At 73.8% G+C, this 8,783-nt stretch carries 9 protein-coding genes; 5 read left to right on the top strand and 4 right to left on the bottom strand.

Annotated elements, in window-relative coordinates:
• On the bottom strand, positions 1-1,115 hold a 1,115-nt coding region (locus tag CCS38_RS16605; protein WP_223734056.1), incomplete at its 3' end, for an acyl-CoA dehydrogenase family protein.
• Between the two features lie 94 nt (positions 1,116-1,209).
• On the opposite strand from CCS38_RS16605, the gene CCS38_RS16600 reads away from it, so the two are divergent.
• The 5 genes from CCS38_RS16600 (at position 1,210) to CCS38_RS16580 (ending at position 5,962) form a co-directional block, all read left to right on the top strand.
• A complete protein-coding gene (locus tag CCS38_RS16600; protein WP_223734055.1) occupies positions 1,210-1,905 on the top strand; it encodes a hypothetical protein in 696 nt (231 codons plus the stop codon).
• Between the two features lie 144 nt (positions 1,906-2,049).
• Complete coding sequence (locus CCS38_RS16595; protein WP_223734054.1) at positions 2,050-2,715, top strand: class I SAM-dependent methyltransferase; 666 nt, start codon at positions 2,050-2,052, stop codon at positions 2,713-2,715.
• 87 nt (positions 2,716-2,802) lie between these two features.
• Positions 2,803-3,768, top strand: a complete 966-nt coding sequence (locus CCS38_RS16590; protein ID WP_223734053.1) for an N-acetylmuramoyl-L-alanine amidase — start codon at positions 2,803-2,805, stop codon at positions 3,766-3,768.
• A gap of 236 nt (positions 3,769-4,004) precedes the next feature.
• Positions 4,005-4,817, top strand: coding sequence for a DUF5336 domain-containing protein (locus tag CCS38_RS16585; protein ID WP_223734052.1), 813 nt, complete (start codon positions 4,005-4,007; stop codon positions 4,815-4,817).
• A gap of 134 nt (positions 4,818-4,951) precedes the next feature.
• Positions 4,952-5,962: an LLM class F420-dependent oxidoreductase gene (locus CCS38_RS16580; protein ID WP_223734051.1), complete on the top strand. Its 1,011-nt coding sequence runs from the start codon at positions 4,952-4,954 to the stop codon at positions 5,960-5,962.
• A 15-nt stretch (positions 5,963-5,977) separates the two neighbouring features.
• Here CCS38_RS16580 and CCS38_RS16575 read toward each other — a convergent pair whose 3' ends face one another.
• Genes CCS38_RS16575 through CCS38_RS16565 form a run of 3 tightly spaced genes read right to left on the bottom strand, consistent with a single transcriptional unit; the run spans position 5,978 to position 8,673 of the window.
• Positions 5,978-6,772, bottom strand: coding sequence for a maleylpyruvate isomerase family mycothiol-dependent enzyme (locus CCS38_RS16575; protein WP_223734050.1), 795 nt, complete (start codon positions 6,770-6,772; stop codon positions 5,978-5,980).
• Between the two features lie 54 nt (positions 6,773-6,826).
• Entirely contained in the window at positions 6,827-7,897 is a 1,071-nt protein-coding gene (locus CCS38_RS16570) for a prenyltransferase (protein ID WP_223734049.1), read from the bottom strand.
• Positions 7,894-8,673 carry a class I SAM-dependent methyltransferase gene (locus CCS38_RS16565; protein WP_223734048.1) on the bottom strand — a complete coding sequence of 260 codons (780 nt, stop codon included), beginning with the start codon at positions 8,671-8,673 and terminating at the stop codon, positions 7,894-7,896. Before CCS38_RS16565 ends, CCS38_RS16570 begins: the two co-directional genes overlap by 4 nt.
• Positions 8,674-8,783 lie beyond the last annotated feature (110 nt).

Below are 8,783 nucleotides of genomic sequence, written 5' to 3'. Positions count from 1 at the left end.
TGGGGCTCCGCTCCGGCGGGCAGCTCGGTCCGCAGCGCGCGCCGGGCGCCGGCCGCGCCGTACCGGGCCGCGCGCTGCCGGTGCCCGGCCGGGCCGCCCAGCAGCTGCCGGGCCACGGTCGCCCGGCGCAGGTACAGGTGCGCGTCGTGCTCCCAGGTGAAGCCGATGCCGCCGAGTATCTGGATGCAGTCCTTGGTGCAGGTGAACGCGGCTTCCAGGGCGGTCGCGGTGGCCAGCGCGGACACCAGGCCGCGCACCTCCGGCGCCTCGTCCATGGACCGGGCCGCGTCCCAGGCGAGCGCCCGGGCCTGTTCGAGGCGTACGAGCATCTCGGCACACAGGTGCTTGACCGCCTGGAACTGCCCGACGGGCCGCCCGAACTGCTCGCGCACGGCGGCGTACTCGGTCGCGGTGTGCAGCGCCCAGGCCGCGATCCCGCACGCTTCGGCCGCGAAGAGCGTCCCGGCCAGGTCCCGTACGAGCGCCGCGTCGACGGCGACCAGGCGGTCGGCGGGGACCGGCGCGCCGGACGCGGTGACCTCGGCGGCGGGGCGCGTCGGGTCGGCGCCGGGCGGCACGCGCACGGTCAGCCCGGCCGTCCCGGCGTCGGCGGCCAGCCAGACCGTGCCGGTGGCGGTCTCGGCGGCCAGCAGCAGCAGATCGGCGTCCCCGCCGCCGAGTACGGGCGGGGCCGTGCCGTCCAGGACATACCCCTCGGCACCCTCGACCGCCGTCACCGCGTCGGCCTCCAGGGCGACGGCGGCAATGCGCTCGCCCGCGGCCACGGCCCGTACGAGGTCCGGCTGCCCACCGCGGTGCAGCAGCTCGGCGGCCAGGGCGCTGGGGAGGTACGGGCCCGGCAGCCCGGCCCGGCCCGTCTCCTCCAGGACGACGGCCAGGTCCAGCAGCTCGCCGCCGCCACCGCGGTGCTCCTCCGGAAGCTGCGGGCCGAACAGGCCCTGTGTGGCCAGGTCGGCCCACCAGGCGGGCCGCCCGGCCGGTCCCGGCACGGCGTCGAGCAGCTTGCGCCGGTCCTCCGGCGGCACGGCCCGAGCCGCCCAGCCCCGCACCGCGTCCGCCAACTCCCGCTGTTCGCGCGTGATCCCGATCCCCATGCGGGGCAGACTAGAACACGTTCCAATCTGACGGAAGGTCAGATACGGCTTCCGATTCGGCCCGTTGTCAGTGCCGGTCCGTAGACTCCTGCGCATGAACCAGGACCAGCTGCCCGCCGCTCCCGCGCCGGACGCCACCGTCTTCCCCTTCGGCAAGCAGCGGAACCGCACCACGCTCCGAGGCGGGATCTGGGCCCTCCTCCTCGCCGTCGCGCTGCCGCTCGCCTGCGTCGCGTACGAGTACGGCGTCGGTGCGTGGATCTTCGCGGTGCTCTGGTTCCTCGCGTTCGGCGCGGTCGGGGCGGGGAGCATCTGGTCCGGATGGGTGGACCGGCACGCCTTTCTGGCCTTCGACGCGACGGGCGTCTGGTGGCTGCGCGACCGGCAGGAGCGGGTGAACGGCGTCATACCGTGGGCCTCGCTGGACGCGGCGGGGCTGATCCGGTGCCCGCAGCGCCCGGAACCGCAGGGGCAGACGCGGAAGACGGGCCCCAAGGAGAAGGGCACGGCGAGCCGGCCGGGCCCCCGCCTGATGAGCCTCGAACTGTTCCCGACCGGCGGGGTGGACGCGCACGACCCGGTGCTGGCCCCGCTCATCGCCCGGGACCAGGACCCGTCGCGCCCGCCGCACCTGCCTGAGCGGCGCTACCGCATCGGCGTCCCGGTGTTCGCCACCCGCCACTACGGCTCCGCGGTGGTCGCCGCCGCCCGTGATCACGCGGGCAGCCGCTGGATCGGCGAGCACGAGCGCCCCGCGGGTCACCTCCGCGTCCAGGACCTCATCAGCTGACCCGACGGGCCCCTGAGGTCCGCCGCTGGCTGACCCGACAAGCCTCTTAGGTCCGGCGCTGTGGTCGCCGAGGCCCGCCGCCGTGGTCGCCGTCGGCGTACGGCAGCATGGGCACCTACTTCCGAGTACGCCCAGGAGGCACCCATGGCCGCCGCTGCTGCCGCCGTCGCACCCGAGCCGGAGATCCTCGCCGCCTTCGAGGCCGCCAAGGGGTTCATGCCCGTGGACGAGGGGCTCGCGCTGTACGCGGCGGCCGTCGAGGCGGGTGCGCTCGGGCTGCCGCTGATCGAGATCGGCACGTACTGCGGGCGCTCCACGCTGCTGCTGGCCGACGCGGCGCGCGCCGCCGGGGTCACGGCCGTCACCGTGGACCACCACCGCGGCAGCGAGGAGCAGCAGCCGGGCTGGGAGTACCACGACACCGAGGTCGTCGACCCCGAGGTGGGGCGGATGGACACGCTGCCCGCCTTCCGCCGCACGCTGCACGCGGCGGGGCTGGAGGAGCACGTCCTCGCGCTCGTCGGCCGCTCCCCGCAGGCCGCGGCCCTCTGGCGGGCCCCGGCGGGCCTGGTCTTCATCGACGGCGGGCACACGGACGAGCACGCCACGGCGGATTACGAGGGCTGGGCCCCGCACGTCGCGCCGGGCGGCCTGCTGGTGATCCACGACGTCTTCCCCGACCCGGTGGACGAGTGGACGGGCCAGGCTCCGTACCGCATCTACCTGCGCGCCCTGGAGTCCGGCGCGTTCACGGAGGTGTCCGCGCACCGGTCGCTGCGCGTCCTGCGCCGCACGGGCGAGGGGATCTGAGGGCCGCACAAGATCTGACGGTCGCCCGGGAGACGCGCCACCCGCCGGGAACACCGGCTTCCGGCCGCCGGACGTTACGATCGCGCTGTGTCGAACGGCAGTACTCCCCCCACCTCCCGCCGCCCCGCCCGCACGCTGCTGGTCGTACCGGCGGCGCTGGCAGCCCTCTGCTGCGCCGGCTGCGGCGCGGTCGGCAACGGCAACGGCGACGGCGCGGCGTCCCCGGCCAGGCCGGGCCCGGAGCGGCCCGCGGCCGCCGGCTCGCACACGCCCGACGGCCGGCCGACCGGCCAGGACGAGACCGACGGGAAGCACAGCGACGGGGACCGGAGCAACGGGGGCAAGAGCGACCGGGACAAGGGCGACGAGGGCCGGGGCGGCCCGCTCCGCGGCAAGGTCGTCCTGATCGACCCGGGCCACAACCCGGGCAACCGCCACCACACGGCGGAGATCGCCCGCAAGGTCGACGTCGGTAACGCCCGCAAGGAGTGCGACACCACCGGCACCTCCACCAACTCCGGGTATGCGGAGGCGTCCTTCACGCTCGACGTGGCGCGCCGCGCCCGCACGCTGCTCCAGAAGGAAGGCGTGAAGGTCGTCTTCACCCAGGACGGCGACCGCCCGTACGGCCCGTGCGTGGACGAGCGCGCCGAGATCGGCAACGACGCGCACGCGGACGCCGCCCTCTCGATCCACGCGGACGGCGCCGGGGCCGGCAACCGCGGCTTCCATGTGATCCGCCCCGGTGTGGTGCACAGCGGCGGCGCGGACACCCGGAAGATCACCGGCCCGTCGCGGGACCTCGCCGACCACCTCGTGGGCCGCTTCGTCGCGGCGACCGGCAGCGCGCCGGCCAATTACATCGGCAACGGCAAGGGCCTGGACACCCGTACCGACCTGGGCGGGCTCAACCTCTCCCGGGTGCCGAAGGTCTTCCTGGAGTGCGGCAACATGCGCGACGCACAGGACGCCGCGCGCCTCACCGACCCCGCCTGGCGCCAGAAGGCGGCCGTCGGCATCACCGAGGGCATCACGGGTTTCCTGCGGAACTGACCGGCTTTATACGGATCTGAACGGGCTTCCCGCACGGCCGACAGCCCGCGGCAGCCGCCGCCCGCGGGGACCGGCCGCGCCCCATATATGGACGATCCGCGCCCCATATACGGACGAGACGACCCGGCGGATCGGGCGGTAGGTTCCCCCTTACGATGGGGCCACCCCCGCGCCTCGCACCGTGCGCAATCGGCGACAGCACGACCCATGACGAAACACGGCAAAGGACTTCTTACGTGAACATCCGATCCCTCACACGAGGCGACGGCGTGGTGATCGGAGCAGCGGTGTTGCTGTTCATCGCCTCGTTCCTCGATTTCACCGGTGGCCTTGAGAGCATCAACGCCTGGGACTCGCTCTCGTGGGTCATGAGCATCTACCTGGCCGGTGTGATCGGTGCGGTTCTGACCATCGCCGCCAAGGCGATGCCGCAGCCGCGTAAGGTCGCCGGCCTCGACCTGGGGCAGTTCGGCGTCGCGCTCACGATCTTCGCGGCGTGGACGGCCTTCTGGACGATCATCGACGTCGGCAGCGCGGGCCCCGGCATCATCATCGGCTTCATCGCCACGCTGATCCTCGCGGGCGCGGCCGTCGCCTCCCCGCTCGTCCCGGCGCTGAAGGCCCAGCTCATCACCGCCCCCGCCACGCGCCCCGCCCCGCATCCCACGGGCGCCGGTTACGGCTACCCGGGCGCGCAGCAGGTGCCGGGCCAGGGCTACGGTTACCCGGGCGCTCAGCAGCAGGGCGGCCAGCCCTCGTACGGCGGCCAGCCGCAGCCCGTGCAGGGCGGCCATGCCGGCCAGGCCGGGCAGCCGCAGCCGGCCGACCAGCAGACCGCCGCGCCGGCCGACGCGTTTGCGCCGTTCTGGTTCGCTGTTCCGGTCGCCCGTCCGCTGTACGGCGAGGACGGCAGCCCGACGCCGATCGCCGAACTGGCGCCCGGCACCTGGTACCTCGCGGTCGAGCAGCGCGGTCAGGCGCTGATCGCGCAGACCCAGGACGGCCGCCGCGGCGTCCTCCAGGACACCACCGGCATCCAGCGCGGCTGACACCACCACCCGCGCTTCCGGCCCCTCGCCCCTCGGGCGGGGGGCCGTTGCCTTCCCCCGCCGCGCCCCGTACAGTCACCGCACCGAACTGACGGTACGTCAGGACACTGAGGGGTCTGTCAGGAGGCAGCGGCATGCGGCTCGGACTGGCGCTCGGCTACTGGGGCCGCGGCCCCGACCCCCGCCACCTCGAACTCGCCCGCGAGGCGGAGGCATTGGGGTACGACTCGGTCTGGACGGCGGAGTCCTGGGGTTCGGACGCGTTCACCGCGCTCACCTGGATCGCCGCCCACACCTCGCGGATCGGGCTGGGCACCGGCATCGCGCAGATGGCGGCCCGCGCGCCCACCGCCACCGCGATGCACGCGCTCACCCTGGACCACCTGAGCGGCGGCCGGATGATGCTGGGGCTGGGGCTGTCCGGGCCGCAGGTGGTGGAGGGCTGGTACGGCAGGCCGTTCCCGAAGAGCCCGCTGACCGCGACCCGGGAGTACGTCGACGTGGTACGCCAAGTGCTGCGCCGCGAGGGGCCGGTGACGCTGGACGGCCGCTTCCACGCCCACCCGTACCGCGGCCCGGACGGCACCGGCCTCGGCCGGCCGCTCAAGCCGATCACCCATCCCCTCCGCGCCGACCTCCCCGTGTTCCTCGCCGCCGAGGGCCCGAAGAACATCGCGCAGACCGCCCGCATCGCCGACGGCTGGCTGCCGCTGTACTGGTCGCCGACGCGCACGGAAACGTACACGGCCTCGCTCGCCGAGGCGCCCGCCACCTTCCGCGTCGCGCCCATGGTCCGCGCGGCCGTCTGCGACGACGTCACCGAGGGGCTGCTGCCGGTGAAGGCGATGCTCGGCTTCTACATCGGCGGCATGGGGCACGCGACCAGGAATTTCCACGCGGATCTGATGGCGCGGATGGGGTACGAGGAGGCGGCGCGGCGGATTCAGCGCCTCTTCCTGGAGGGGCGCAGGGAAGAGGCCGTGCGCGCCGTCCCCGACGCCTTCGCCGACGAGATCTCCCTCATCGGCCCGCGCGAACGCATCGCCGAGCGGCTGGAGTCGTGGCGTGCGGGCCCGGTCACCGACCTCCTCGTGACGGCCCCCGACCCGCACACCCTGCGCGTACTCGCCGAGCTCAACTCCTAGGGCGCGTCCGGCCGGTCACCCGAAGCTGACCAGCTCCAGCCACTCGTCCAGCAGCCCGCGGTCGCCGATGACCGTCACGTCCGCGCCGTCGACGGGCAGCCGCCGGTAGAACACCAGCAGCAGATCCTGCATCGGTCCGCGCAGCGCCACCGCGGCCTTCTCGTGCCCCCGGCGCCAGGTGATGGCCTCGCCCGTGAGGTCGATCAGCCACTCCCCGCCGACCTTGTCCGGGTCGGTGTCGGTGGCGTGCAGATGGATCGTCCGGCCCGGCCCCAGCAGCCGCGCCAGCTCCGGCCGCCGCTCCCTCGTCTGCGGCAGGCTCCCGATCTCCAGCCACTCCTCCAGGGTGTCCGCCGCGACCTCCGGAGCCAGTGCATACGGCACACCCGCCGCGAGGGCCGCGTCCGCGCGGTGGACCACGGTCTCGTGCACGGCGCGCCGCGCCCAGAAATCCGTGCTGTGGTCGTCGGCCCAGGTCCACACCGCGGTGCCCGGTCCGGCCGCGCGCAACTCGGCAGCCGCCAGCGCCGCGCTCTCCGCCAGCCAGGAGTCCAGCGCCGCCGGGTCGCCGTCCCCGGGCCCCGCGCCGTCCGGGACCTGGTCCTCGGACACGGGCTCCTTCGCCCGGGTCCGTACCGTCGTCCCCATCCAGCGGAGCGCGCCGCCCAGATGCCGGGTCAGCTCGCCGATCGTCCATTCCGGGCAGGTGGGAACCGTCGCCTTCAGGTCCGCCCCCCGCAGCGCCTCCCGGAAAAGTCCGGTCTGCACCAGAATCTCTTCGCAGTACCTCTCATACCCAAGGCGTGTCATACCCGCACACTAGTGCGCTTCCTGGGCCCCTGCCCCGATTTTCGGGGCAGCGGATCAACGGCAGCAGTCCGGGTCCAGGCCCGACGGAAGGGCCTCGCCGCCGAACACGGCCGTGGTGGCCTCGTCGCCGCCGAGCGCGGCCACCGCCAGCAGCAGCGACCCCGCCGTCCACGACGTCAGCTCGCGCGGCCAGACCACCTCGTCGTCGAAGACATAGCCGGTCCAGTACATGCCGTCCTCGGCGCGCAGATGCCGGATCGAGCGGAGGATGTCCACCGCGCGGTCGGACTCGCCCATCGCCCAGAGGGCCAGTGCCAGTTCGGCACTCTCGCCGCCGGTGACCCAGGGGTTGGGCAGTACACAGCGGACGCCGAGCCCCGGCACGACGAAGTCGTCCCACTGCTCCTCGATGCGCTCCTTGGCGGCCTGGCCGCGCAGCGCGCCCCCGAGCACCGGGTAGTACCAGTCCATGGAGTAGCGGGACTTGTCCAGGAAGCGTTCGGGGTGGTGGCGGATGGCGTGGCCCAGCCGGCCGACGGCCAGCTCCCAGTCCGGCTGCGGCGCGCCGCACTGGTCGGCGACGGCCAGGGCGCAGCGCAGCGCCTGGTAGACGGAGGAGGAGCCGGTCAGCAGCGCGTCGTTGACGGGCGTGCCGTCGTCCTCGCGCTTCCAGCCGATCTCGCCGCCGGGCTGCTGGAGCGCGAGCACGAACTCGATCGCCGCGTACACGGCGGGCCACATGCGGTCGAGGAAGGTGTCGTCGCCGGTGGAGAGGTAGTGGTGCCAGACCCCGACGGCCAGGTACGCGCAGAAGTTGGTCTCGCGGCCGCGGTCGGTGGGCCGCTCCGCGTCCCCGTCGGCGTACGCGGCGTACCAGGAGCCGTCGGACAGCTGGTGGTCGGCGAGCCACTGGTACGCGGCCTCGGCGCGGGCGTGTTCACCGGCCGCGTCCAGCGCCATCGCGGCCTCGGTGTGGTCCCAGGGGTCGAGGTGGTGGCCCCGGAACCACGGGATGGCGCCGTCCGCGCGCTGCGTCGCGAGGATGCCGGCGACGGTGCGGGCGGCCTGCTCCGCGGTGAGCACTCCGGGCAGGACGAGTCGTTCGGTGCGCCCGGGGCTCGTCACAGGGCGGCTCGCGCGGGCTCGTCGTGCGTGTCGTGCTGCGTCCCGGCGGCGTGCGCCTTCGGCTCGTGCGGCTTGGTGGCGTACGCGACGAAGCTCTTGCCGATGAGCGGGTTGAGCGCGTTCTCCGCGACTCTCGTGGCCAGCGGCTTCTTCATGATGTCCCAGACCAGGAGCTTGTGGTACGCCTTGACCGGCAGCGCCTTGTCGTTGTCCACACCGAACGCGCACTTGAGCCACCAGTACGGGGAGTGCAGCGCGTGCGCGTGGTGCGTGCCGTAGGGGCGCAGGCCCGCCTCGCGCATCTTGCCGAGCAGTTCGTCGGCCTTGTAGATGCGGATGTGGCCGCCCTCGACCTCGTGGTACGCGTCGCTGAGCGCCCAGCAGACCTTCTCCGGGCCGTAGCGCGGCACAGTCACCGCGATCCGGCCGCCGGGCTTGAGGACCCGGACCATCTCGGCGAGCACGCCCTTGTCGTCGGGGATGTGCTCCATGACCTCGGAGATGATCACGACGTCGAAGGAACCGTCGGGGAAGGGAAGGTTGAGCGCGTCGCCCTCCATGGCGGTGGCGGTGGCGCCGGCCGGGGCCTCACCGGCCTCCTCCATGGCGGCGAACCACTTGGCGACCTCGCGGATCTCCTCGGCGTTCTGGTCGAGGGCCACGACGTGCGCGCCGCGCCGGTAGCACTCGAAGGCGTGCCGGCCCGCGCCGCACCCCAGATCGAGTACGCGGTCACCCGGTGCGAGCGGGAATCGGGAAAAGTCGACGGTCAGCACGGCCTCTCAGCTTTCGTCCTGGGGTGTCCCCGGCCGCGGAGGCCGGCCGGGAGCGGTGTTCGTCAGGTCAGGGGGCGGCTGCCCCCGCGGCCGCCGGCGGCGGGCCCGTT

This window comes from Streptomyces purpurogeneiscleroticus (assembly GCF_020024005.1).
Taxonomy (GTDB): domain Bacteria; phylum Actinomycetota; class Actinomycetes; order Streptomycetales; family Streptomycetaceae; genus Streptomyces; species Streptomyces purpurogeneiscleroticus.
The sequence above is the reverse complement of the archived record's forward strand: the minus strand, read 5'-3'. Positions and strand labels throughout refer to the sequence as shown.